General features: G+C 71.1%; 15 protein-coding genes and 1 riboswitch. Of the genes, 7 read left to right on the top strand and 8 right to left on the bottom strand.

Translation table 11 applies throughout. The features are described 5' to 3' along the window. Window positions 1-498: 498 nt before the first annotated feature. Window positions 499-1,050, bottom strand: coding sequence for a MarR family winged helix-turn-helix transcriptional regulator (locus ACIBK4_RS44030; RefSeq protein ID WP_399004644.1), 552 nt, complete (start codon window positions 1,048-1,050; stop codon window positions 499-501). A gap of 118 nt (window positions 1,051-1,168) precedes the next feature. Here ACIBK4_RS44030 and ACIBK4_RS44025 point away from each other — a divergent pair, with 118 nt between their 5' ends. Then, entirely contained in the window at window positions 1,169-2,467 is a 1,299-nt protein-coding gene (locus tag ACIBK4_RS44025) for an MFS transporter (protein ID WP_399004642.1), read from the top strand. A gap of 1 nt (window position 2,468) precedes the next feature. Here the strand turns inward: ACIBK4_RS44025 and ACIBK4_RS44020 are convergent, their stop codons facing one another. Both ACIBK4_RS44020 and ACIBK4_RS44015 read right to left on the bottom strand, forming a co-directional pair. Further along, the gene (locus tag ACIBK4_RS44020; RefSeq protein ID WP_399004639.1) at window positions 2,469-4,127 is read right to left on the bottom strand and encodes a SpoIIE family protein phosphatase; all 1,659 of its coding nucleotides are present in this window, start codon (window positions 4,125-4,127) and stop codon (window positions 2,469-2,471) included. Window positions 4,128-4,342: 215 nt separating this feature from the next. Then, window positions 4,343-5,710, bottom strand: a complete 1,368-nt coding sequence (locus ACIBK4_RS44015; RefSeq protein ID WP_399004668.1) for an NAD(P)/FAD-dependent oxidoreductase — start codon at window positions 5,708-5,710, stop codon at window positions 4,343-4,345. Between the two features lie 377 nt (window positions 5,711-6,087). Between ACIBK4_RS44015 and ACIBK4_RS44010 the strand changes: the two genes are divergently transcribed. Both ACIBK4_RS44010 and ACIBK4_RS44005 read left to right on the top strand, forming a co-directional pair. Then, window positions 6,088-6,861, top strand: coding sequence for a TetR/AcrR family transcriptional regulator (locus ACIBK4_RS44010; RefSeq protein ID WP_399004637.1), 774 nt, complete (start codon window positions 6,088-6,090; stop codon window positions 6,859-6,861). Window positions 6,862-7,280: 419 nt separating this feature from the next. Next, the gene (locus tag ACIBK4_RS44005) at window positions 7,281-9,206 is read left to right on the top strand and encodes a sigma-70 family RNA polymerase sigma factor (RefSeq protein WP_399004635.1); all 1,926 of its coding nucleotides are present in this window, start codon (window positions 7,281-7,283) and stop codon (window positions 9,204-9,206) included. Here ACIBK4_RS44005 and ACIBK4_RS44000 read toward each other — a convergent pair. Then, window positions 9,193-12,489 carry a BTAD domain-containing putative transcriptional regulator gene (locus ACIBK4_RS44000; protein ID WP_399004633.1) on the bottom strand — a complete coding sequence of 1,099 codons (3,297 nt, stop codon included), beginning with the start codon at window positions 12,487-12,489 and terminating at the stop codon, window positions 9,193-9,195. The genes ACIBK4_RS44005 and ACIBK4_RS44000 overlap by 14 nt on opposite strands. 250 nt (window positions 12,490-12,739) lie before the next feature. After that, the gene (locus ACIBK4_RS43995; protein WP_399004631.1) at window positions 12,740-14,818 is read right to left on the bottom strand and encodes an asparagine synthase-related protein; all 2,079 of its coding nucleotides are present in this window, start codon (window positions 14,816-14,818) and stop codon (window positions 12,740-12,742) included. 671 nt (window positions 14,819-15,489) lie between these two features. Here ACIBK4_RS43995 and ACIBK4_RS43990 point away from each other — a divergent pair. The 4 genes from ACIBK4_RS43990 to ACIBK4_RS43975 all read left to right on the top strand — a co-directional run bounded on the left by ACIBK4_RS43990 (window position 15,490) and on the right by ACIBK4_RS43975 (window position 20,590). After that, complete coding sequence (locus ACIBK4_RS43990) at window positions 15,490-16,914, top strand: hypothetical protein (protein ID WP_026151123.1); 1,425 nt, start codon at window positions 15,490-15,492, stop codon at window positions 16,912-16,914. Window positions 16,915-17,057: 143 nt separating this feature from the next. After that, window positions 17,058-18,320 carry an L-2-hydroxyglutarate oxidase gene (lhgO, locus tag ACIBK4_RS43985; RefSeq protein ID WP_399004629.1) on the top strand — a complete coding sequence of 421 codons (1,263 nt, stop codon included), beginning with the start codon at window positions 17,058-17,060 and terminating at the stop codon, window positions 18,318-18,320. 103 nt (window positions 18,321-18,423) lie between these two features. After that, a complete protein-coding gene (trmB, locus tag ACIBK4_RS43980; protein ID WP_399004627.1) occupies window positions 18,424-19,233 on the top strand; it encodes a tRNA (guanosine(46)-N7)-methyltransferase TrmB in 810 nt (269 codons plus the stop codon). A 49-nt stretch (window positions 19,234-19,282) separates the two neighbouring features. Continuing rightward, window positions 19,283-20,590: a PrsW family intramembrane metalloprotease gene (locus ACIBK4_RS43975; RefSeq protein WP_399004625.1), complete on the top strand. Its 1,308-nt coding sequence runs from the start codon at window positions 19,283-19,285 to the stop codon at window positions 20,588-20,590. Window positions 20,591-20,603: 13 nt separating this feature from the next. Here ACIBK4_RS43975 and ACIBK4_RS43970 read toward each other — a convergent pair whose 3' ends face one another. The 3 genes from ACIBK4_RS43970 to ACIBK4_RS43960 all read right to left on the bottom strand — a co-directional run bounded on the left by ACIBK4_RS43970 (window position 20,604) and on the right by ACIBK4_RS43960 (window position 24,184). After that, window positions 20,604-21,548, bottom strand: coding sequence for an aldo/keto reductase (locus ACIBK4_RS43970; RefSeq protein WP_399004623.1), 945 nt, complete (start codon window positions 21,546-21,548; stop codon window positions 20,604-20,606). A gap of 65 nt (window positions 21,549-21,613) precedes the next feature. Beyond that, entirely contained in the window at window positions 21,614-22,624 is a 1,011-nt protein-coding gene (locus ACIBK4_RS43965; RefSeq protein WP_399004621.1) for a M23 family metallopeptidase, read from the bottom strand. Window positions 22,625-22,635: 11 nt separating this feature from the next. Further along, window positions 22,636-22,792, bottom strand: a riboswitch (cyclic di-AMP (ydaO/yuaA leader). Window positions 22,793-23,026: 234 nt separating this feature from the next. Beyond that, window positions 23,027-24,184: a PP2C family protein-serine/threonine phosphatase gene (locus ACIBK4_RS43960; protein ID WP_399004619.1), complete on the bottom strand. Its 1,158-nt coding sequence runs from the start codon at window positions 24,182-24,184 to the stop codon at window positions 23,027-23,029. Between the last annotated feature and the right edge of the window lie 100 nt (window positions 24,185-24,284).

Here is a 24,284-nt window from a genome sequence, read left to right as displayed (position 1 = left end):
GGAACGGACGCTTCCTTTGTACTCACCCTCTCGGGCTTTCCTCCGGGCTTTTCCCTTCGGTCTTGCGTTTCCGACTCTATCAGACCGTTTCCGGTTCCGATTTCCTCGGTGCTTTCCAGGTTTCCGCTTCCGCGTTTCCCTTTCCGGCGGTTCCGACTCTATCAGATCCTTTCGGGCCTGACTCCCAGTCAGAATGGGTTGCCTTCCCGGCCGTTGGGCCGTTCCGACGTCTCAAACCTTAGCCGATTCCCCCGGCGGAGTTCCAATCGAGTCCTAGTGACCTGATCGAACACAGCCGAGCCCAAATCGAATTGAATTCGGGCACGCCGAAATCAATCCCGTTGGGAGATCGTGCGGATGGTTTGGGTTGCCGCTGTCGCGGCGGAGGTGCTGCCGGAGAACCGTTACGGCTCGGCGGCAACCCGAAGAACTTTACGGATCGAGGAGGGGTGTGTCAACCGCCCCTGTCAAGATCTTTTACGCCGAACGGGTCGGCGGTCAGTCCAGGTCGCTCAGACGCCCGCCGGCGTCCGGCTGAGCGTGCTCCACCCTGCGCAGCAGCCGGGTGAGGACCTCGCCGAGGGCGGTGCGCTCGTCCTGGGAGAGGTCCTGGAGGAGGTCCTCCTCGAAGACCGTCGCCATGCGCATCGCCTCCAGCCACTTGCCGCGGCCCTCGGGCGTCAGCTCGACGATCACGCGGACACGGTTGGACTCGTCCCGCTCCCGGGTGACCAGACCCTCGGCGACCATGCGGTCGATCCGGTGGGTCATCGCGGCCGGCGTGAGGCCCAGGCGCTTGGCGAGGTCGCTCGGGCCCAATTGGTAGGGGGCTCCGGCGAGGACGAGGGCCTTGAGGACCTCCCACTCGGCGTTGCTGATGCCGAGGTTGGCGGTCTGGCGGCCGTAAGCGACGTTCATGCGGCGGTTCAGGCGGCCCAGGGCCGAGACGATCTTCTCGACCTGGGGGTCGAGGTCGTGGAACTCGCGCTGGTAGGCGGCGATCTGCTCATCGAGTGTCGGTTCGCCGAGGGTGCTGGGGGTGTCGCCCATGGCCGTCAGTATGGCACGGGCCTGCTTGGCGTTGAAGTCCTTCTAGGTGTACCGTTTAGCTTCTAACTTTAGCTTCGAAGTCTTCGGCTCTAAGTAGTACCGAGACTGACCAACTCTCATGATTGAGGTGAACGTGACCAGGGCGATGGGCGCAGCGATGCGCCGGATCCACGTGGGAAACGCACTCAGCGCGTTCGGGCTCGGCTTCACCGTCCCGTACCTGTACGTCTATGTGGCGCAGGTGCGGGGCCTTGGAGCCATGACGGCGGGTCTCGTACTCGCCGTCTTCGCCGTGGCCGCGCTGATCGTGCTGCCGTTCGCCGGGCGGGCCATCGTCCGGCGCGGTCCCCGGCCGGTTCTCATCGTCGCCCTGGTTCTGGCCGCCGTAGGGTCGATGAGTCTGGGGCTGGCGGGGAGTGCGACGGCCGTGTTGCTGTCGGCTGCCGCGCTCGGGGCCGGGCAGGCCGTGATGCAGCCGGCGCTCGCCACGATGATCGTGGACTGTTCTACGGCGGACACGCGCTCGCGTGCCTTTGCCATGCAGTTCTTTCTGCAGAACCTCGGGCTCGGCGTCGGCGGGCTCATCGGCGGTCATCTGGTCGACACGACCAGCGCGTCGTCGTTCACGCTGCTCTTCGGGATCGAGTCGGCGATGTTCCTGGTGCTCGCCGGTGTGATAGCGACCGTGCGGATGCCGCACTCGCCGGTCATCGGTGACGCTCCTTCGCGGTCGACGAGCGGTGCCTGGAAGCAGTTGCTCGGCAACCGGGCCATGGTGCAGCTGAGCGTGCTCGGCTTCGTGCTGTTCTTCGCCTGCTACGGGCAGTTCGAGTCGGGGTTGAGTGCGTACGGGGTCGAGGCCGCCGGGATCTCCACCTCCGCGCTCGGGACCGCGCTGGCCGCGAACACCGCGATGATCGTCGTCGCGCAGTTCGCGGTGCTGAAGTTCGTCGAGCGGCGTCGGCGTTCGCGCGTGATCGCGGCCGTAGGGATGATCTGGGCGCTGGCGTGGGTCACCGCTGGGTTCGCGGGGCTCGGGCATGGGAGTCAGGAGATGGCTACGGCGGCCTTTGTGTCGACGTACGCGCTGTTCGGGCTCGGGGAGGCGATGTTGTCGCCGACCGTCGCTCCGCTGGTCGCCGATCTGGCGCCGGAGGGGATGGCCGGGCAGTACAACTCGGCCTTCGCCCTCGTGAAGCAGCTCGCGTTGGCTGTCGGGCCCGCGGTGGGCGGGCCGCTCGGGGCTTCGCTGCCGGGGCCGTATGTCGTGACGTTCTTCTTGTTCTCGCTGGGGATCAGCCTGCTGGCCGTGCGGCTGGGGCGGCAGTTGACCGCTGTGCAGGATCAGCCCTGGCGGGCCAAGGGGAGTCTGGTCGTCGCTCGTGGGAACGTCGAGCCGGTCGGAGTCGAGGCGTAGGTCAGGCCGGGGGCGTCTTGGGGAGTACGAACTCGCACCAGACGGCCTTGCCTCCGCCCGGGGTGCGGCGGGAGCCCCAGTTCGAGGCGATGGTCGCCACGATCGCGATGCCTCTGCCCGACTCGTCGGCCGGTTCCGCTCGGCGGCGGCGCGGCAGGTGGTCGTCGCCGTCCGTCACTTCGACGATGAGGCGGCGGTCCGTGCGGCGCAGGCGTAGGCGCATGGGTGGGGTGCCGTGCTGGAGGCTGTTGGCGACCAGTTCGCTGGCCGCCAGGACGCCCAGGTCGTGGAGTTCGGTGGGGAAGCGCCAGCTGGTGAGGACTCCCGAGGCGAAGGCACGCGCGCGTGGGGCCGCTTCCACTCCGCCGAGCAGCTCCAGGGCCGCGTTGCGGAAGAGGTCGCCGTTCGGGCCGGTGCGGGCCGGGTGCTGGAGGACCAGGACGGCCACGTCGTCGTCGTGGTCCGCGGTGACGCCGAGCGAGCGGACCAGGCGGTCGCAGACCACCTGGGGGGTGCCGGTGGCGCCGGCCAGGGCGCGCTCCAGGGAGGCGATTCCCTCGTCGAGGTCCTCGTCCCGGCGTTCCACCAGGCCGTCCGTGTAGAGGACCGCCGTGGAGCCGGGGCTGAGGGGGATCGAGCCCGAGGAGTGGATCCAGCCACCGGTGCCCAGTGGGGGGCCGGTGGGTTCGTCGGCGCGTTGGACCTGGCCCGTCTCGTCGCGGACGAGGATCGGCAGGTGGCCGGCCGAGGCGTAGACCAGGCGGCCCTCGTTCGGGTCGAAGATGGCGTACACGCAGGTGGCGATCTGGTTCGCGTCGATCTCCGTGGCGAGGCCGTCCAGGAGCTGGAGGACCTCGTGCGGGGGCAGGTCGAGGCGGGCGTACGCCCGTACGGCGGTGCGGAGTTGGCCCATGACCGCCGCTGCCCGCACTCCTCGGCCCATGACGTCGCCGATGACCAGGGCGGTGCGGCCGCCGCCGAGGGTGATCACGTCGTACCAGTCGCCGCCGACCGCGGCCTCGGTGCCGCCGGGCTGGTAGGTGGCGGCGATGCGCAGGTCGTCGGGTTCTTCGAGTTCCTGCGGGAGCAGGGAGCGCTGGAGGGTTACGGCGGTCTCGCGCTGGCGGCGTTCGCTCGCGCGGAGGCGTTCGGCGGCCTCGGCGTGGTCGGTGACGTCGGTGGCGAAGATCAGGACGCCGCCCTCGGCGGTGTCGGCGCTCACGGCGACCGGGGTGCACGTGAACGTGTACGAGCGGCCGCCGGGCGCCTTGCGGGACTTGAGGGTGCGGGGCTTGCCGCTGCGCAGGACCTGGTCGAGGAGCGGGAGCAGGCCGAGCTCGTCCAGCTCGGGGAGGGCCTCACGGGCCGGGACGCCGAGGGGGCGGGCGCCGAAGGCGGCTACGTAGGCGTCGTTGACGTAGGCGATGCGCTGGTCGGGGCCGTGCACCAGGGCGACGAGGGCCGGTACGCGGTCGAGGACCTCGCGGACCGGCAGGTCGTCGACGGCGGGGACCGGCGGCGGCTCGTCGGTGAGCTGCTCGGCGCGGGCCGCGGGCACGGAGCCTTCTCCCCGCCGGTCCGGGGTGACCGTGTGGTCGGTCCGCGCGGCGGCGCGGCGCTGCGTTCCGGGGAGCCGGGCGCTCCAGCGCGTGAAGTTCACGAATCCTTGCCTCGTGTAGGTGGTGTCGGCCCGCTCCGGACCCTGCCGGGGGTCCGGGGGTTGGCCCCCGGGGGATGCAGCACAGTGGGGAAAGCCTCTTGGGTGAGAAGGGCGGGTGTGGGCCCGCCCGAAGTCGTGGCCCAGTCTGGCAGTGTGACCGACCGGGGCCGACATTCGTCAGACGCCTCGGCGGCCGGTGGAGTTCCTCGGTCCGGTCAGTTCGAACCCTTCGGGTCGTGTGGAGGCTTTCCACCGGCCGCGAGTTCGAACTCCGCTCGGGGATGTTCGAGTGAACCGAGAGAAACGATCTCCCTCTTGAAGAGCCCCGCCAGGGTCCATTCGGCGAGCACACGGGCCTTGCGGTTGAAGGTGGGGACCCTGCTCAGGTGGTAGACGCGGTGCATGAACCAGGCAGGGTAGCCCTTCAGCTTCCGTCCGTAGACCTGCGCGACGCCTTTGTGCAGTCCCAGGGAGGCGACCGAGCCGACGTACTTGTGGGCGTACGTCTGAAGGGGCTCCGCGCGCAGGGAGTGCGCGATGTTGTCGCCGAGGATCTTGGCCTGGCGTACGGCGTGTTGGGCGTTGGGGGCGGTGGTGGTGCCGGGTTCCGTGGCCGTCACGTCGGGGACCGCCGCCGCGTCTCCCGCTGCCCACGCGTGCGTGGCGCCGTCGATCGTCAGCTCAGGGGTGCACTTGAGGCGGCCGTGCGCGTCGAGCGGGAGGTCGGTGGCGGCGAGGACCGGGTGGGGTTTCACGCCGGCCGTCCACACGAGGGTGCGGGTCGGGAACCGCTGGCCGTCGCTGAGGACGGCGACGCGGTCGACGCAGGATTCGAGGCGGGTCTCCAGGAGGACCTGGATGTTGCGGCGGCGCAGCTGGGTGATCGTGTAGGTGCCCATCTCCTCGCCGACCTCGGGGAGGATGCGGTTCGAGGCCTCTACGAGGATCCACTTCAGGTCGTCGGCGTCGACGTTGTGGTAGTAGCGCACGGCGTAGCGGGCCATGTCCTCCAGCTCGGCGAGCGCTTCGACGCCGGCGTAACCGCCTCCTACGAAGACGAAGGTCAGGGCAGCGTCGCGGATCGCGGGGTCGCGGGTGGAGGAGGCGATGTCCATCTGCTCGATGACGTGGTTGCGCAGGCCGATGGCTTCCTCGACGGTCTTGAAGCCGACGCCGTGCTCGGCGAGACCGGGGATCGGGAGCGTGCGCGAGATCGAGCCGGGGGCCAGGACGAGTTCGTCGTACGCCAACTCCTCGGTGCCCGTGCCCTCTTCCTCGGTGGCGAGGGTGCTGAGGGTCGCGGTGCGCTTGCCGTGGTCGATGGCGGTGGCCTCGCCGATGACCACCCGGCAGCGGTCGAGGACGCGGCGCAGCGGGACGACGACATGACGGGGGGAGATCGAACCGGCGGCGGCCTCGGGGAGAAACGGCTGATACGTCATGTAAGGGTCGGGGCTGACTACGGTGATCTCGACCTGCCCGCGCTTGATTTCACGTTTCAACTTCTTCTGAAGGCGCAGGGCTGTGTACATCCCGACGTAGCCGCCACCGACAACGAGAATGCGCGCGCGTTCCTTCACCATCCCATGACGCACCCGGCGCTTGAGTTTGTCCACAGCCTCGACAAATTGTGTGACCGGCGGCGGAGGGTGCGCGCGGGCGCCGAAATTGCCGTCGCGGAGGGCAGGTTCGCAGGTCAGTGGGGGTGATCGGGGTGGCACCCCGGGGTGCAATCGGGACTTATGTGACCCGTACTCCGATCGGGGGGCGCTCCGTGCGGAACCTGCCCCTTCTGAATTGACCCCCTCTCAACTATGTTCGTGTGTCGACGGGGTGAAGGGGGATGTGCTCAGCGGGTCCGCGAAGAGCGAGGCTCGCGAACCGGGCTTGTCTCACGATGCTCCGGCTGCCAATGGCGGGGAGTCTCCGGGGGGAGACGTCATTAACCGGGGGAACGTGTATGCATATTCAGGACTCTCATTGGACATCCGCGTCAGCCATCGCATCCGGCGGCGCGGTCGGAGCGGCGGGGAACGGACGCGGGGACTCCTCGCGGACGACGCCGCTGCGGGTGGACGCACAGCGCAATCTGGAGCACGTGCTGCGGGCGGCGCGTGAGGTCTTCGGCGAGCTGGGCTACGGCGCGCCGATGGAGGACGTGGCGCGGCGCGCGCGGGTCGGTGTCGGCACGGTGTACCGGCGCTTCCCGAGCAAGGACGTCCTGGTGCGGCGGATAGCCGAGGAGGAGACCTCCCGGCTGACCGACCAGGCCCGTTCGGCACTCGGTCAGGAGGACGAGCCGTGGTCGGCGCTGTCGCGCTTCCTGCGGACGTCGGTGGCGTCGGGTGCGGGGCGGCTGTTGCCGCCGCAGGTGCTGCGGGTCGGCGTCGCCGACGAGGGGTCGGAGGGGGCTGTCCTCCTCGACGAGGCGCGGGTGCCGCAGCAGCGGACGCAGCCGGGAGCGGGTGAACTGCGGCTGGTACCGGAGGAGTCGGCGGGATCTTTGGGTTCCGTGGAGTACGACGCCGGGGCTACTGCGCTGCTGGAGGTCGTGGGGCAGCTTGTCGATCGGGCTCGGGCGGCTGGGCAGTTGCGGGCGGATGTGTCGGTGTCGGATGTGCTGCTGGTGATTGCTACGGCGGCGCCCTCGTTGCCGGATGCGGCGCAGCAGGCGGCGGCGTCGGCGCGGTTGCTGGACATCTTGCTGGAGGGGTTGCGGTCGCGACCGTTGTGAGCGTGGGCCGGCGTTGGTGTGGGCGTCTCGGGGGGCTCCGCCCCCAGACCCCCATCGGCCCTGAAGGGGCCTCGTCCTCAAACGCCGGACGGGCTGACTGATGCCGACCGCGTTGGCACAGTGGCCCGTTCCCCGGTGACTCGAATAGGTGACAGTGGGGCGTGGGTGCCGCGGTGCTCGCGCCCCTCCTGGCACCTGGGAACAATCCCAGCATTTCGGTCGTCGTCGCCAACTCCCGTTCCGGGCGCGACAGTTGAGCCTTCCCCGGAGGGGTGAACGCTAGTACTGCGTTGCGGGAAGTCCCCACGGATGAGTGGAAGGTCCGTACGACGGGGTCCTGAACAAAAGCCAATATGGCACGCTGACCCGGTGTTCGGGACTGGTTGGACTGGCTTGGCAGGCGGCGGGGGCTTTCCGCGATGAGCGTTGACGGGCGGGACGAGTCACTGGGTGACGGTGACCCGGAGGCCGGTGGGCTGACCTCACCACAGGTGCCGAGTCAGGGTGGGCCGAGTGGTGTCCCTCAGGGCGCTGCCCCCCAGGGTGGCGATCCCGGTGAGGGGAGTGTCCCGCCGCAGCGCGAGGGCAGTGTGCTGCCGCCGCCGATGGCGCCGCTGGAGATGCCGCCCGCCGACGCCTCGTTGATCGAGCGGATGCGTGCCGGTGACGACACGGCGTACGAGGAGTTGTACCGGCGCCATGCGGATGCCGTGCGGCGTTACGCCCGGACTTGTTGCCGGGACGGGCACACCGCCGACGATCTCACCGCCGAGGTCTTCGCCCGCATGTTGCAGGCGGTGCGCGGTGGTTCGGGGCCCGAGCACGCCGTACGCGCCTATCTGCTGACCTCCGTCCGGCGCGTCGCCGCGAACTGGACGAAATCGGCGAAGCGGGAGCAACTCGTCGACGACTTCGCGGTGTTCGCCGCGCAGTCCGCCCGGGTGTCGGAGGTGTCCGACGACGACACGATCGACCTGGGTGCTGACGTACGGGCCATGCATGTGGCCGAGCAGTCGATGGCGATGCAGGCCTTCCGGTCGTTGCCCGAGCGGTGGCAGGCCGTGCTGTGGCACACCGAGGTCGAGGACGAGTCGCCGAGCGAGGTCGCCACGCTGTTCGGGCTCGACGCCAACGGCACGCGCGTGCTGGCCAGCAGGGCCCGCGAGGGGCTCAAGCAGGCCTATCTCCAGGCCCATGTGAGCGCCACCCTCACCGACGACGAGGAGTGCGCGCGCTACGCCGACCAGCTCGGCACCTACGCCCGCCGCCGGCTGCGCACCCGTGCCGAACGGGGGCTGCGCAAACACCTGGAGGAGTGCGCCAAGTGCCGGCTCGCCGCGCTGCAGATCGAGGAGGTCGCCAGCGGTATCCCGGCGGTCGTCCCGGTCGCGGTCATCGGCTGGTTCGGCGCCGCCGGGTACGCGAAGGCGGTCGCGCTCATCGCCGGTGGTGCGAGCGCGGGTGCGGCCGGTGCCGCGGGCGCCGCCGCCGCGGGCGGGAGTTCGTCCGGCGGGGCCGGTGCCGGGGGCGCGGCTGCCTCCGAGGGGCTCGGCGCGCCGGTGAAGGCCGGCATCGCGGCCGGTGTGGTCGCCACGGCGGCAGCGGCGGCGATCGCCCTCGCGCTGGCCGGCGGCACCCACACCCCCGCGAAGAAACCCGAGGCGAAACCGGCGCCCTCGTCCTCCCCCATCGCCAAGCCGGAGTCGACGCCCCCGACTCCCCCGAAGAAGCAACCCGCCCCGGAACCGGCGGTGTTGAAGCCTCAGCCGACCCCCACCCCGACCCCGACGCCGTCACCCACACCCCGGGCGAAGCCGACCCCGACCCCGAAGTCCACCCCGACTCCGAAGCCGACCCCCAGGCCCACCCCGAAGCCCACGCCCACCCCGACCCCGACGCCCCCACCCGCGCCAACGATCTTCCAGGTCAGCGAGCTCTCCTACAACGTCAACGGCGACGGCACCGCCCCGGAGATCCAACTAGGCGAGAGCAGCTGGGTCTGGCAGCGCTACGGCGTCTCGATCGGCGGCACGCGGTACGCGCACGGAGCCACCGTGCACGGCCGCTCCTCCGTCACCATCGACCTCAACCGCCAGTGCGTCTCCTACGACGCGACGGTCGGCGTCGACGACATGATGCTGGGGATCGGCAAGGTCTACTTCGCGGTGTACGCCGACGGGGTCCGGCTGTGGCAGTCCGGGGAGATCGACGGCGGGGACCCGGCCGTGCCCGTCCATGTGAACATCGCCGGGCGCAAGACCGTACGGCTCGTGGTCGAACCGCACAGTTCCTTCGACGACTTGGCGCTGGCCGACTGGGCGGAGTCGAAGTTCACGTGCAGCTAGGGCGCGGTGCCGGGAGCGGTGTCGGGGTGGGCAGTTCGGCCAGGATGTCGTCCAGGGTGAGGGTCTCGCCGCGGGCGCGTTCGGCGGCGTAGCGCTCGGGGCCCAGGGCGGTGCGGGCCTCGGTCCCGGTGTGGTCGACGCGGGTGCGCTCCGGCATGGGGCGCGGGTGGCCGCCGCGCCAGTGGTCGGCCACCGCCAACAGCCGTACCGCGCGCGGTAGTTCGCCGAGTTCGGCGAAGAGCAGGGCCGTCTGGTCCAGCAGCATCGCGATCACCGCGTCGGCGCAGTGCTGGTCGACGGCCTCGCGCAGGGTGGCGGTCATCATCTCCAGGCCGCGCTCCGGACCGGACTCGGCGGCCGTGATCAGGGCGGCGACCGCGTTCAGGCCGGCCCTGAACTGCGGTGGGGGCGTGCCCTTCTCGCTCTGCGCCCGGGCCAGGTCGCTCAACTCCCGCGCGCGGGCGATCTCCCCGTCCTCCAGGGCGATGTGCGCGCGCAGCATCAGGACGAACGCGCGGGCGTCCGCCACGCCGTGCCGGTCGGCCTCCGCGGTCGCCTCGTCCAGGCCGGCGAGGGCACCGGCGCGGTCGCCCGCGCGGAAGGCGAGTTCGGCGAGACGGGCGATGACGAACGGGGTCTCGGTGTAGGCGCCGACCTCGTAGGCGAGCTCCAGTGCCTCCTCGTACGCCGCCTTCGCCTCGTCGAAGCGGCCCCGGACCATGGCGGCCTCGCCGACCGCGCTGGACACCTGGGCGCGCACCCAGCGGTCGCCGACGCGGCCGCAGAGCACCTTCAGCATCTTCAGGTCGTCGTCGATGCCGGCCATGCCGCCGGGCGAGTCGACGAGGAGGTGGGTGCGGAACATCAGCAGGACCGCGTTCTCCCAATCGCCGCCGTGGACACGGACGTTGGCGACCGCCGTCTCCATGGCGGTCCGGATCTCCATGGACTCGGTGACGAAGTAGGCGGTGAGCGGCCAGATGAGCCCCGGCATCCGGGCCGCCTCCGGGCCGCCCGCGGCGAAGAAGCCCTGGATCAGCTTCATGTACTGCCCCATGCGCTCGTCCAGCAGACCGTCCTCCGTCCGGCCCAGGAGCTCGGACTCGGCCCGCAGGAAGAGGTTCAGCAGCCGGAGGTTCATCCGCTGGGCGTGCAGGGGGTGGCGGGCGTCCGCCTCCGGGTCGGCGACGTAGGCCTCGTACGGGTCCCGGGCGGGGCCGTCCTGCGTGAGCCCGTCCGGCGTGAGCCCGTCCTGTGTGGTCAGGGCGAGGATGCGGATGATCCATTCCGCGCCCTCGGGGCGGTAGTTGCGCAGCCACCAGAACCAGCCGATCGCGAGGGCCAGCGCGCCCGCCTCCGCTTCGTCGCGCTCGGCGAGGGAGCGGGCGAGGGCCGCGCGGATGTTGTCGAGCTCGGTCTCCAGGCGCGCTATCCAAGGGAGTTGGTCGCCCGAGCGGAGGAGCGGCTCGGCCTCCTCGACGAGGGCCCGCACCCACGCGCTGTGCCGGCGCTCGGCCTCGGCGCGCAGCTCGGGGGTCTCGGCGGCGCGCTCCACGGCGTACTCGTGGATGGTCTCCAGCATGCGGTAGCGCATGCCGCCCGCCACGTCCCCCGGGGTGGCCACGATGAGGGACTTGTCGACCAGGGAGCCGATGAGGTGTGCCGCGGGGCCGGTACACACGGCCTCCGCCGCCGCGAGGTCCCAGCCGCCGGCGAACACGGAGACCTGGCGCAGCACCGTCCGCTCCGGCTCGTCGAGCAGATCCCAGGACCAGTCGACGACGGCCCGCAGGGTCTGCTGGCGGGGCAGGACCGTACGGCTTCCGGAGGTGAGGAGGCGGAAGCGGTCGTCGAGCCGGTCGGCGATCTGGCGCGGGGTGAGCAACCGGAGCCGGGCGGCGGCCAGTTCGATCGCCAGGGGCAGGCCGTCGAGGCGGCGGCAGATCTCCGCGACCGCCTCGGTGTCCTGGAGCACGGTCTCCGCGTCGGGGCGGACGGCGGTGGCGCGCTCCGTGAAGAGGCGGTGCGCCTGGTCGGGGACGAGGGGCTCGACCGGGCGCACGGACTCGCCGGGGACGCCCAGGGGTTCACGGCTGGTGGCGAGGATCGTGAGCCCTGGGCAGCGGGTCAGGAGCGTTTCGGCGAGGTCGGCCACCGCGCCGATGACATGTTCGCAGTTGTCAAGGATCAGGAGTCGGCCGCGCGAGGCGCAGTACTCCACCAGCAGGGCGACGGGGTCGTCCTGCGTGGTCACCAACTCGGTGGTCAGCAACGCGGTCTCGCGCAGACCGAGGGCACTGACCACCGCGCCCGGCACCGCCTCCGGCCGGTCGAGCCGGGCCAGCTCGACGAGCCACGCCTGCGGGAGCCCGGCGGCGGCTTCCTCGGCGAGACGGGTCTTTCCTGAGCCGCCCGGTCCGGTGAGCGTGACCAGGCGGGCCCTGTGCAATTCGGAACGGATGGCGGCGATCTCGGGTTCCCGGCCCACGAAAGAGGTAAGCCGCGGACGCAGGTTGCCGTCGCGTTCGGACCGCCCGGTGGCCGGGGGCGCCGCGCTCGCAGGCACCGTCGACGTGAGCAACTCCCCGTGCAGGGCGCGGAGTTCCGGCCCCGGGTCGGTGCCGAGCCCCTCGGCGAGTGCGCGCCGGGCCGCCTCGTACGCGGCGAGCGCGTCGGCCCTGCGGCCCGCGTCGCGCAGGGCGCGGATGAGGAGGGCGTGCAGCGGTTCGTCGTAGGGATGGGCGGCGGTCAGTTCCTTCAGTTCCGGTACGACGTCGGCGGCGCGGCCGAGCAGCAGGTCGGCCTCGATCCGCGCGCGGGTGGCCTCCTGCCGTAGCGCGTCGGGGCGGGCGGCGGTGGAGCGGTCGGGGAGGTCGGCGAGAGCCGGGCCGCGCCACAGGGCGAGCGCGGCGCCGAGGTCGCGGGCGGCGGCGGTCGCGTCGCCCCGCTCCAGGGCGGCCGTGCCCCGGCGGGTGAGGTGTTCGAAGACGAACAGGTCTACGTCGTCCCGGGTGGCCGCGAGACGGTAGCCGCCGGGGTCGGAGGCGATCGCGTCCTTGCCGAGGGTGCGGCGGAGGCGGCCTACCAGTGCCTGGAGGGCTGCCGGGGCGTCCTGGGGCGGTTCGTCCGCCCAGACCTCGTCGATCAGGGTGTTGAAGGGGATGACTCGGCTCGGGTGCAGCGCGAGCGCGGCGAGCAGGGCGCGGAGGCGGGCACCGCCGAGGGGTACGTCGGTGCCGTGTTCGTTCTCCGCGCGGGTGTTGCCCAGGATTTTGTACCGCACCGGGTCATTGTCGCCGGGTGGGTGGGGTGGGGGCACGTCGTTTCGCGGCGGGGCGGGAGGTTGGGGTGATTTGGGGGGGTGCTGGTCGGGGCGGTTCGGGGTGATCACGGTGACGACAGCTGACTTGGGCCCCGGGGATCCTGAACCGGCTGACAGGTTGTTGGTCGGGTGCGGGTTCGTCGTGGCTGGTCGCGCAGTTCCCCGCGCCCCTTAGGGGCGCTCAGCGCGCCCCCCTCACACCAGCCCCCGCTCACGCCCCGGAAGCCAACGCCCCCCGTTGCGGCCTGATGCCCTCCGGTACCGCACGTGCGCGTGCCGGTGTTCCCGTCCAGCACGTGCCCCGGCGGGCCAGCAATCGCCCCAGCCACAGCTCCAGGGACACCAGATCCGCGAGGCCGTCCAACGGCAACGGCTCGCCCTGGGCCGCCGCGCGCAGCGCCTTGCGGACGACCCGCGCCTCCACCAGACCCGCCTGCGCGAGCAACGGCGTGGCGAAGAGGTCCATCAGGGGGTCCGCGGCGACCCGGAGGCCCTTGCGGGCGGCGGCTGCCGCGGAGGCGTGGGAGGGGGCGCCCCAGCCGGGTGGGAGGTCGCCGACGCCGGCGCCTTCCAGGACCGTGCGCAGGATCGCCGCGCGGGCGCCCGGCTGGACCCGTAGCGCCTCGGGGAGGGAACGACAGGCGCGGACCACCTGGTTGTCCAGGAAGGGGGTGTGCAGGCGCTGGGAGCGGATCTCCGCCGCCTGTTCCAGGACCCGGAGGTCCGACGCGTGGCGGGCGAGGGCGGCACGCGCGCGGAAGTCGCCGGGGCGCTGGCCCGGGCCGCTGCCCTGACGGCTGGGCGCGCTCTGCAGGCGAACCGATACTTCAGCGAGGGCCTCGCCGGTGAGCCAGCGTGCCGCGGGCCCCGGTCTGGCCCAGGTGAGCGCGGCGAGGGAGGCACCGACGGCGCCTCCGGGTTCGTCGAAGCGCTTCTGTAGAAGGCGGTCGGCGAGGACCTCAAGACCCGCGCCGTAGGGCGTGCGAGCGAGGCGGCGGGCCGCGCCGTAGACCCGGCCCGGGACCATCACCGAACCGTCCGCCTTCGCCAACGCGGCCACCGGGCGCACCAGGTGACGTCGTTTGCGGTCCATCAGGAGGTCGGCGAGGCGGGCCGGATGGGCGTCCAGTACCTGGCGGGCGCCGTAGCCGGTGAAGTGGTCGGCGCTGCCCGCGGCGAGCCGGGCGCGATGGCGGGCGGCGGTGATCAGGGAGGGGCCGGGTTCGTCGGTGAGAGGGCCGTCGAGTTCGGCGTAGGGCAGGACGTCCTCGTTGCCGGTGACCACTACGTGGTGCAGACGCGGGTTGGCCGCGAGGGTGCCCGCGCGCTCCACCTCGGACTCGCGCCCGGGGACGGCGAGATCGTTGAACGTGACCGCCAAGAGGCGCTCACCCGCGCCGGTGCCGTGCCCGAGGACCGTGCCCGGTGCCCCCGGAAGGCCGGCGGCCAGCAGGGCCAGCGTTCCGGAGGCGGGCCCCCCGGAGAGGTCCGCCCCGATCCCGGGGACTGGCATCCCGCGCGCGGCACGCCGTTCGGCGGGACCCATCCCAGGGACCGGCCCCGGGTCTATGTCCGGGACGTGGCGAGGTGCGGAGAGCCGAGCCCGCACAGCGTCGACCAGCGCATCCCGTACGGCGTCCACCGCGCTGTCCGGGTCGACGGCGGCCGCCGCGACCGCGAGGGACGCGACCGGCTCGTACCCGGCGATCTCACGCGCCCCGGCGCGCAGCACCAGCGCATGCCCCGGCGGAATGCGCCGTACGCCGTCGTAGGGCGTCGAGTCGTGCAGCGCGGCCGGGACGTCCGGGGCGGCGAGCAGCGCGGCGAGGTGGCCGAAGTCGAGGTTGGCCTCGATGAGGTCGGCGAGCGGGAGCGCGGCCGTGGAGTACGCCGTACCGCCGGCCCAGGGGGTGTAGAACACCGGCTTGGCGCCCGCGAGATCGCCGCAGACCATGGTGCGGCGGCCGACCTTGACGACCGCCGTGTAACTGCCGGACCAGGCCGTCAGATGCCGAAGTGCCCCTCCGCGCGCGGAGAACAGGCTCAGCCGCAGCTCCTCGTCGGAGGCACCGCACGTACCGAGGACGGCGATCCGCGTCTCCGCGTCGACCTTCACGACCCGTACTTCGTCGGGCCGCCAGTCGCCGACCGCCCACAGCGGATCCGGGTCGCCCCACAGGAGTTGGGACCCGACCGGGTGGACCGTCTCACCGTCGAGCCCGGTCGCCCCCGCGGAACCGATCGCGGCGGCTCCAGCGGCGGTACTGCTCCATCCCACCAACCACCGCATCGACGCCTCCACAGGCTGTGGACAACCAGTGCACCGCACGAACTGGGCACCATGCTGCCATGAAGGACGCCTTCCGGAGAGCGGGAGAAGCCGCTTGAGATCGCGTAAGTACGCCCAGGACAAGGGACAACCGGACAACGACGACCCTACGTCCGCGACGCGAATGCGCCCCCGATACGCTCCCCCAAAACACCTAACGCGCCCTCAACTCCCGTGGTAGGAGCGGTATTCGGCACCGGGAGGCGGGGGCGATTTTCGGCCAAATCGGCTTTACGAGCACAGGCTCGCGCACGCTCCGTACATGCCGTGCGCACCGCTTCGCACCGCGCACAGTCCGGGAGGCGGAGTACGCCTCCCGGACCGGTCCGCCGCCCGCGGGGATGTAGGCGGCGGTGTCCCCCAGCCCACTGGATCCAGTACAGCGGGCCGACCCACGCATCTTCCATGGAACCGCTCCCGTGATGGCCGGAGTAGAGCGCACACACGGGCGCACAGCCACACGACGGGGGCACGTCGCAACCCTGCGTGCAAACCCCGCACTCGCGTACGGACCACAATCCCGCCAACCGGAACAATGCCCCTTAACGCTTGGGATGCGGCGAACTACGCTGGGTTTACGAATGCCGGGTGGTTATGCCAGCGCGGCAGCCGTCTGTGTCGAGGGGTGGCGCATGTCCAGGGAGCAACGCGGGCCGAACGAAAAACTCGGCACCGTTCTCGCCCTCGCGGGAATCAGCAACGCAGGACTCGCGCGTCGCGTCAACGATCTTGGCGCTCAACGCGGGTTGACACTTCGCTACGACAAGACGTCGGTGGCGCGCTGGGTGTCGAAGGGAATGGTGCCCCAGGGCGCCGCCCCGCACCTCATCGCGGCCGCCATCGGCCAGAAGCTCGGCCGCCCTGTGCCGCTCCACGAGATCGGCCTGGCGGACGCGGATCCCGCACCGGAAGTGGGCCTCGCCTTTCCCAGGGACGTCGGCCAAGCCGTGCGTTCCGCAACGGAGTTGTACCGCCTCGACCTCGCCGGCCGCCGGGCCGGTTCCGGGGGCATCTGGCAGTCGCTCGCCGGGTCGTTCGCAGTCAGCGCATACGCAACGCCCGCCTCACGGTGGCTGATAACCCCGGCCGACAGTTCGGTGGCCCGGGAGGCGAACTCCGCGGAGAGCTCCGGGACACCGCTCAAAGTCGGCCACAGCGATGTGCAGAAGCTGCGGGAGGCCGCGGAGGACGCCAGGCGCTGGGACTCCAAGTACGGGGGCGGCGACTGGCGTTCGTCCATGGTGCCCGAGTGCCTCCGGGTCGAGGCGGCGCCGCTGCTGCTCGGCTCGTACTCCGACGAGGTCGGCAGAGCCCTCTTCGGCGCGAGCGCCGAACTCACCCGGCTCGCCGGGTGGATGGCGTTCGACACCGGTCAACAGGAGGCGGCGCAGCGGTACTACATCCAGGCGCTGCGACTCGCCCGCGCGGCGGCGGACGTACCTCTGGGGGGCTACGTACTCGCCTCCATGTCGTTGCAGGCGACCTACCGGGGATTCGGCGACGAGGGCGTCGATCTCGCGCAGGCCGCTCTGGAACGCAACCGGGGGCTTGCGACCGCCCGCACCATGAGCTTCTTCCGGCTGGTCGAGGCGCGGTCCCATGCGAAGGCGGGGGATGCGCAGGCGGCCGGGGCGGCGCTCAAGGCGGCCGAGGGGTGGCTTGAGCGGTCCCGGGAGGGCGACAACGATCCGTCGTGGCTCGGGTTCTACGGCTACGACCGGTTCGCCGCGGATGCGGCCGAGTGCTACCGGGATCTGAAGGCTCCGCGGCAGGTTCGGCGGTTCACGGAGCAGGCGTTGTCGAAGCCGACGGAGGAGTTCGTGCGGTCGCACGGGCTTCGGCTTGTCGTCTCGGCTGTGGCCGAGTTGGAGTCGGGGAATCTTGATGCGGCTTGTGAGCAGGGGGTGCGGGCGGTGGAGGTTGCCGGGCGTATCTCGTCGGCGCGTACGACGGAGTACGTGAAGGATCTGCTGCACCGGTTGGAGCCGTATGGGGATGAGCCGCGGGTTGTTGAGCTGCGGGAGAGGGCTCGGCCGTTGTTGATGGCGCCCGCCTAGGGATCTGCCTGGCTTGTGTTGAGTTGCGTGTGCGGGTGCGTCGTGGCTTGTCGCGCCCACGCGGCGGAGCCGCATATCGATACAGCCCCGCGCCCCTAGGTGAGCTGTCCTGCCCCGGGTTTGAAGGCACTGTCAGTGGTGCAGTGCACTATCGAAGCCGGGAGGTGGTGCACGTGCGGGCTGGGGTCGGGTACGACTGTGACGTGCTCGTGGTTGGTGGCGGGATTGTCGGGCTGTCCACGGCGTATGCGATCACGCGGGCCGCGCCGGGCACGCGGGTCACCGTGCTGGAGAAGGAGGCCGGGCCCGCCCGGCACCAGACGGGCCGCAACAGCGGAGTCATCCACAGTGGGATCTACTACCGGCCCGGGTCGCTGAAGGCGCGGTACGCGGTGCGGGGCGCCGGCGAGATGGTCGCGTTCTGTACGGAGTACGGGGTTCCGCATGCCGTCACCGGGAAGCTGATCGTCGCCACGGAGCGGGCCGAGCTGCCTCGCCTGCACGCGCTCGTGCAGCGCGGGCGGGAGAACGGCATCCCGGTGCGGGAGTTGGGCGCCGCCCAGATCGCCGAGTACGAACCGGAGGTGCGCGGCCTCGCCGCCATACACGTCGGGACGACCGGGATCTGCGACTACAGCGCGGTCGCCCGGCACCTCGCGGACGCCTCCGGCGCGGAGATCCGCTACGGCGCGCGGATCGCCCACATCGACCGGCGCCCGGAGCGCGGGGTCGCCGTCCGCACGGTGACCGCGACCGGCGGTGACGTGGTCCGCGCCCGCGTACTGGTCAACTGTGCCGGCCTGCACTGCGACGAGATCGCCCGCCTCACCGGCGACGACCCGGAGATGCGCATCGTCCCGTTCCGCGGCGAGTACTACACCCTCACCCGCCCCGAACTGGTCCGGGGCCTCGTCTACCCGGTCCCCGACCCCACCTTCCCGTTCCTCGGCGTCCACCTCACCCGCGGCATCGACGGCACCGTCCACCTGGGCCCCAACGCGGTCCCGGCCCTGGCCCGCGAGGGCTACGACTGGGGAGTCGTACGACCCCGGGAGGTAGCGGCAACGGCGACCTGGCCCGGCGCCTGGCACATGGCCCGACAGCACTGGCGGTACGGCGTCGGGGAGCTACGGCGGTCGGTCTCCAAGAGCGCGTTCACGGGGGCCGTACAGCGCCTCCTCCCGGCGGTGACCCCGGACGACCTCCTCCCGTCACCGGCGGGGGTCCGCGCCCAGGCGGTCCTCCGCGACGGCACCCTCGTAGACGACTTCCTGATCAAGGAGGGCCCACGAGCCGTACATGTGCTGAACGCCCCAAGCCCAGCGGCAACGGCCTCCCTACCGATCGGCAGAGAGGTAGCAAGACGAGCCTTGGCAGCACTACCCCGGGAACTACAACCCCGCTAAAGGGGCGCGGGGAACTGCGCGACCAGCCCCCACGCACCCGCACCCGCAAGACCACACAAGCCACGCAGACGCGCAGGCGCACGCCCAGTAAAATCACCGCATTGTGTCTGACTCCCCCAACACCCCCGAACAGCGAACCCGGCCCAAGGGCGAACCCCGTTTCCCCGGCGGGCCAACACCCGACCCCGCCGGCTCCCACCACGAACGCCGCATCCGAAGCTTCCAGCCCCGCAGAAGCCGAGTGACCGCCGGCCAGGCAGACTCCCTGGAACGCCTCTGGCCGAAGTGGGGCCTGGACATCGACGGCCAACGGAACCTCGACCTCGCCGACCTCTTCGGCAACGACAACCCCGTCGTCCTGGAGATCGGCTTCGGCATGGGTGAGGCCACCGCACAGATGGCCGCCGACACCCCCACGACGAACATCCTCGCCGCCGACGTACACACCCCGGGCCAGGGCAACCTCCTCGGCCTCGCCGACCACCACGGCCTGTCCAACATCCGGGTCGCGAACGGCGACGCGATCATCCTGCTCCGCGAGATGCTCGTCCCGGACGCCCTCGACGGACTGCGCGTGTACTTCCCGGACCCCTGGCCCAAGAAGCGGCACCACAAACGCCGCCTGATCCAGCCGGAGTTCCTCACCCTCGCCGCGACCCGCCTCAGGCCCGGCGCGACCCTGCACTGCGCGACGGACTGGGAACCGTACGCGGAGCAGATGCTCGAAGTGCTCGACGCGCACCCGGACTTCGAGAACAGCCAATCCGACGGCGGTTTTGCGCCCCGTCCGGACTTCCGGCCCCTGACCCGTTTCGAGGGCCAGGGACTGGACAAGGGACATGTCGTGAACGATCTGCTCTTCCGTCGCGTACCCCACGACGACCGTCGCGCACCCCACGACGACCAGCGCTGACGCCAGGCTCCATCGCGGGCCGTGCCCTTACCTCGTTAGGGTCGATGCCGTGGCCACGTTTCCGCCGTACCCCCCACACCCCGGCCACCCCGCCGGCGGTGTGCCCGGGCACGGGCCGCGGACGCGCTGGTGGCAGCGGAACTGGGTCCGCTACGGCGCGCTGATCGCGCTGCTCACGCTCTCCGGGCTCGTCATCCTCGCGCTGGTGCGTCAACAGACCGGTACGGAAGGGTTCTTGGTCGGGCTCGGGCTCGCCGTACTCCCCGTACCCCTCCTCGTCGCCGCCTTCCGGTGGCTGGACCGGGTCGACCCCGGGCCCTGGCGGAACCTGCTCTTCTCCTTCGCGTGGGGCGCCTGCGCCGCGGCCCTCATAGCGATCGTCGCCAACAGCTTCGCGACCAGATGGATAGCGACGACCACCGCTGATCCGACCAGCGCGGACACCCTCGGCGCGACCGTCATAGCCCCGATCGTGGAGGAGTCGGCGAAGGCGGCGGCCGTACTCCTCGTCTTCCTGTTCCGCAGACGGGACTTCACCGGGATCGTCGACGGGGTGGTGATAGCCGGGGTCACCGCCACCGGCTTCGCGTTCACCGAGAACATCCTCTACCTCGGCACCGCCTTCGGCACCGACCAGCTCACCGGCGACCGCGGCTTCACCTCCGTCACCGCGGCGACCTTCTTCGTGCGCATCGTCATGTCCCCCTTCGCGCACCCCCTGTTCACCGTCCTCACCGGCATCGGCTTCGGCATCGCCGCCCTCTCCCCCGACCGGCACCACGTCCGCCGCGTCCTGATCCCGCTGACCGGCCTCCTCCTCGCGATGAGCATGCACGCGATCTGGAACGGCTCCTCGACCTTCGGCCAGTACGGCTTCTTCGAGGTCTACGGCATCTTCATGGTCCCCGCGTTCGGCCTGCTGACCTGGCTCGCGGTCTGGACCCGGCAACGCGAACTCCGCAGTGTGCGCGAGGAGTTGCCCGCCTACGTCTACGCCGGCTGGCTGCCCCCGTCCGAACCCTTCGTGCTCGGCTCGATGAAGGCCCGCCGCCTGGCCCGCGAGTACGCCCGCCACCACCTCGGCCGGCAGGCGGCCCGCTCGGTCGCCCAGTACGAGGCCTACGCGACCACCCTGGCGTTCCTGCGGCACCGGGCCGGGCGGGGCCGCGCCGGCGCCGACTTCGTCGTACGGGAAAGGGAGTTGCTGCACGAGCTGTGGATGCGCCGGGAGGTGGCGCGGCCCGCGCTGGACTACGCGGCGCGGCGCACGGCGCCCCCGGTACCGGTGGTGGTGCCGCCGTGGCCGCCGGTGTACGGGTCGTACGGGACGTCCCTGTACAACCCGTACCGGTCCTAGCTCCGAGGACGTTTTACGCCGACGCCTCCGTCAGGCGGGTGATCTCCGCGTCCGTCAGCTCCAGTTCGGCCACGCCCAGCAGTGCGGGGAGTTGCTCGACCGTGCGGGCGGAGGCGATGGGGGCCGCGACCGTGGGCTGGGCGGCGAGCCAGGCGAGGGCCACCGTGGCGACCGGGGCGTCGTGGGCCTGGGCGATCTCGTCCAGGGCGGACAGCACCTGCCGGCCGCGCTCGGTGGCCAGGTGCTTCTCGGCACCCTTGGCCCGGGGGCTGTCGACCGTCGTACCGGGGCGGTACTTGCCGGTGAGGAAGCCGGCGGCCAGCGCGAAGTACGGGACCGCGGACAGGCCCTCCTGCGCGGCGAGCGCGCTCAGCTCGCCCTCGTACGTGTCGCGCGAGACCAGGTTGTAGTGCGGCTGGAGGGCGACATAACGCGCCAGCCCCTCGCGCTCGGAGAAGTCGAGGGACGCCCGGAGCCGCTCCGGGGTGATGTTGGACGCGGCGATGTGCCGCACCTTGCCCGCCTTCACCAGTTGGTCCAGCGCGCCGATGATCTCCTCGACCGGCACCTCGACCTTGTCGAAGTGGGTGTAGTAGAGGTCGATGTGGTCGGTGTCCAGGCGGCGCAGGGAGGCGTCGGCGGCGGCCTTGATGTTGGCGGCGCTCAGACCCGGGAAGTCGGGGTGCTGGCTGACCTTGGTGGCGATGACGACGTCGGAGCGGTTGCCGCGGGCCTTGACCCACTTGCCGATGATCGTCTCGGACTCGCCGCCGTGGTTGCCCGGCGCGAACGCCGAGTACGAGTCGGCGGTGTCGACGAAGTTGCCGCCCGCCGCCGCGTACGCGTCGAGCACCGCGAAGGAGGTCGCCTCGTCCGCGGTCCAGCCGAAGACATTGCCGCCGAGGGAGAGCGGGAAGACCTCGAGGTCGGACCGGCCCAGCTTGCGAAGAGAAGTCATGACCCTCTTCAACAGCCGGACCGGAACCGCATATTCCAGGCGATCAGGGAGAGATCAGGGACAGATCAGGGGTTGAGACCCTTGCTGCGCAGCCAGGGCGCCGGGTCGCTGGCGGTCGCGGCACCGTTGATGTGCACCTCCAGGTGGAGATGCGGCCCGGTCACGTTGCCGGTGGCGCCCACGCGGCCGATGACCTCACCGGTGGAGACCTTCTGCCCGACGCTGACGTTGATCGAGGACTGGTGGCAGAACCACAGCTCGGTGCCGTCGTCGAGGGTGATGATCGTGCGGTACCCGTACGACCCGGCCCAGCCCGCCTCGGTGACCGTGCCGCTGTGGATGGCCTTGATCAGCGTGCCGGTGGGCGCGGCGAAGTCGAGACCCGTGTGATACCCGGAGGACCACATCGAGCCGGCCTGGCCGAAGGTGCCGGTGATCGTGTACGAGGCGACCGGCAGCGTGTACTGCTTGGCGAGCGCGGCGAGCTTCGCGGCCTCGGCCTTCTTCTTGGCGGCGGCCTCCGCGGCGTCCTTCGCGTCGGCGGCCTTCTTCGCGGCGTCCTTCTCGGCCTTGGCGGCAGCGGCGTCGACCTGCTTGGCGACGGCGGCCTCGGCGGCGGCCTGGGACTTGCCGTCGACCTGGAGCTGCTGGAGTTCGGCCTGCGCCATGATCCGGTTGCGCAGCAGCTCACCCGCGTCCGAGGCGCCCTTGGCGGTCTCGGTGGTGGTGACACCGACGCTGCTGAGCGCGGTCGCGGAGCCCTTGGGGGTACTACTGGACGAGTCGTCCAGCAGGTGACCCACCGAGGGCAGGTCGGGCAGGGAGATGGAGACCGGCGGCTTGCCGGTGTTGGCGCTGGCCATACCGCCCGCGCTGACGGCGGCTATGACACCGACGCCCAGGACGGTGGAGCTGCGGGCGAATCCTCCGCCACCACGCTGCTTGGCGACACGGTGCTTGCCGCGGTTGGGAGCAATGGACTCCGCGCTGGGGTTCCACTCCTCCCAGGGGCCCTCGTCGGGGCGGTATCCGCCGTAGACGACAGGGGCTTCTGGGGCAGCCTGGTTGGACGCCACGTGGGCGTGCTCCTTTCCTTCCTTCTCGCCTACCGGGTTAGCTGACGGGTTCGGAGCAGGAAGGTCTCCTACGCGCGTAAACCGGCCGTGTTTCCACGGCAGTTGACGAGCGATTCACCCCAAGTGGTGGTTCCCCGGTTCCCTCGCGGGATTCGGCGCGTGCGCACGGAGCCATCTCTTGTGACGGCTGGGACGACCGCGCTGCGTTATCGAACGTTAATAGACACGGGCGCCCGTTTCCAAGCTGTTCGGCTTGATCATTAACCTTTCCTTGCTGGACGAAGGGCCCACCACCGGCGAAAAACGGGCGAGTTGGCCAAGTCTCAGAATTCCCACAGGTATTGACGGTATGTCAGTTGTTATGCGGAGGGCGCTCGCCCGGTCACGGCCCGTGATATTCGGTCATGGATGACGTACGGCGATCATCGCCATGTCGTCCGTCATCCAGCCCCCGGAGTACCGGCGCACCTCCTTGGCGAGGATGCCGAGCAATGCCTCGGGGGTACGGAAGGTCCGCCCGGCCAGCCGCGCCGCCGGGTCGTAGAAAACCCCGCGGGCGTCGCGCGCCTCGGACAGCCCGTCGGTGTGCACGAGAAGAGTCGCCCCGCCCGGGAACGCGAACTCCTCGGCGCGGTCGGGCCAGACCCCCAACTCCCCCATTCCCAGGGGCAGTGCGGGTTCCTCGACCTGCAACACGCTTACGGTGCCGTCCACTTGGAGGAGCAGCGGCGGCGGATGTCCCCGGTCGACGATCCGTACGACGCCGTCGCCGTGCGGGAGTTCGGCGAGGACGGCCGTGGTGAACCCCTCGAACGCGTCGAGTCCGTCGCGCCGGGTGCCCTCGCGCGCCAGCGCCCGCTCCAGCCGCTGCGCGACCGCCTCCAGGGTCGTCTCCTGCTCGGCGGCCTCCCGGAACGCCCCGATGACCACGGCGACGGCGGCGACCGCGCCCATGCCCTTGCCGCGCACGTCCCCGACGACCAGCCGTACGCCGTGCGGGGTGTCCTGCACCGCGTACAGGTCGCCGCCGATGAACGCGTCCTCCTGCGCCGCCTCGTACCGTGCCGCGATCTCGAACCCGCCGATCCGCTCGGCCGGTTCGGGCAGTACGGCGCGCTGGGCGGCCTCGGCGATCTCGCGCGCGGAGGCGAGCTGTTCGCTGCTGCGGCGGACCAGGGCGTTGATCAGGACGGCGAGAACGGCGACCGTCGCGACGGTGGCCGCCTCGGTGATCGCGTCGGAGTGCAGGACGATGCCGAGCTTGACGTGGATCGCGAGCACGACGACCACGGCCGCCAGCCCGGTGAGCACGGTGCCGCGCCGGGAGTAGAGCGGGGCGGCGACCAGGGGGGCGGCGGTGAAGAAGGGGGCCGCGGTGAAGTCCTGCGGGGTGAGGTAGTCGTAGAACGCCCCGACGATCAGCAGCAGCGCCGGCAGTCGGCGGACGAAGGTGCGGGCGGAGGAGATCCGCCGTCCCTCGACGGGGCCGAGGCCCGGGTCGGGCACGGGATCGCCGGGCAGGCGCCCGCCGGCTCGCGCATACGGACCCTCCTCCTCCACGGATCCAGTTTTTCGTGGTGGGGAGGGGGCGGCGAGTGGTGTGGGCCGATCGAGGAGGCCTAGGGGTTCTAAGGGGTCTAGGGGTTCTACGGGAAAAACA

Source organism: Streptomyces sp. NPDC050528, assembly GCF_044457795.1.
Taxonomy (GTDB): domain Bacteria; phylum Actinomycetota; class Actinomycetes; order Streptomycetales; family Streptomycetaceae; genus Streptomyces.
This window is presented reverse-complemented; position numbering and strand designations above follow the sequence as displayed.

Bases quoted from the DNA above. Each gene is read 5' to 3' on its own strand.
- ACIBK4_RS44030 (WP_399004644.1), bottom strand. From the start codon at position 1,050: ATGGGCGACACCCCCAGCACCCTCGGCGAACCGACACTCGATGAGCAG.
- ACIBK4_RS44025 (WP_399004642.1), top strand. From the start codon at position 1,169: ATGATTGAGGTGAACGTGACCAGGGCGATGGGCGCAGCGATGCGCCGG.
- ACIBK4_RS44015 (WP_399004668.1), bottom strand. From the start codon at position 5,710: ATGGTGAAGGAACGCGCGCGCATTCTCGTTGTCGGTGGCGGCTACGTC.
- ACIBK4_RS44010 (WP_399004637.1), top strand. From the start codon at position 6,088: ATGCATATTCAGGACTCTCATTGGACATCCGCGTCAGCCATCGCATCC.
- ACIBK4_RS44005 (WP_399004635.1), top strand. From the start codon at position 7,281: ATGAGCGTTGACGGGCGGGACGAGTCACTGGGTGACGGTGACCCGGAG.
- ACIBK4_RS43995 (WP_399004631.1), bottom strand. From the start codon at position 14,818: ATGCGGTGGTTGGTGGGATGGAGCAGTACCGCCGCTGGAGCCGCCGCG.
- ACIBK4_RS43990 (WP_026151123.1), top strand. From the start codon at position 15,490: ATGTCCAGGGAGCAACGCGGGCCGAACGAAAAACTCGGCACCGTTCTC.
- ACIBK4_RS43970 (WP_399004623.1), bottom strand. From the start codon at position 21,548: ATGACTTCTCTTCGCAAGCTGGGCCGGTCCGACCTCGAGGTCTTCCCG.